1 pseudogene is annotated in these 498 nt (G+C 77.7%); it reads right to left on the reverse strand.

From position 1 onward, the window contains the following. A pseudogene (locus tag MCAG_RS33495) lies at positions 1-498 on the reverse strand (helix-turn-helix transcriptional regulator); the annotation flags it as partial.

Below are 498 nucleotides of genomic sequence, written 5' to 3' on the forward strand. Positions count from 1 at the left end.
CCAGCTCGGCGCGGAGCAGGTCGGCCAGCAGCGGGTGGCAGCGGTACCAGGGCGGCTGGCTGTCGTCACGGTCCACGAAGCCGCCGGCGGCGGCCAGCGCGGTCAGCACCCGCTCGGCGTCGCATCGCCCGGTCAGCGCGTCGACCAGGTCGGCGCGGACGGCGTCGGCGACAGCGCCCCGGCGCAGCGCGTCCCGGGCCGCGTCGTCGAGCGGGGCGAGCAACTCCGCCCGCAGGTAACCGGCCACGTCCGGCTGGTCGCCGCCGAACTGCTCCAGCCAGCGAACCGGGTCCGGGCGGTCCCGGGCGGCCAGCGCGGCCAGTCGCAGCCCGGCCGGCCAGCCGCCGGTACGCGCGCGCAGCCGGGGAACCGCCGCGGCCGGCAGGAGCACACCGTGCGCGACGAGCAGGCAGTTCACCTCGTCGTCGGTGAAGGCCAGTTCGTCGGAGCCCACGTTGGTCAACTCACCGGCGAGCCGCAGCCGGTGCAGCCCCGCCG

This window comes from Micromonospora sp. ATCC 39149 (genome assembly GCF_000158815.1).
In the GTDB taxonomy this organism is placed as follows: domain Bacteria; phylum Actinomycetota; class Actinomycetes; order Mycobacteriales; family Micromonosporaceae; genus Micromonospora.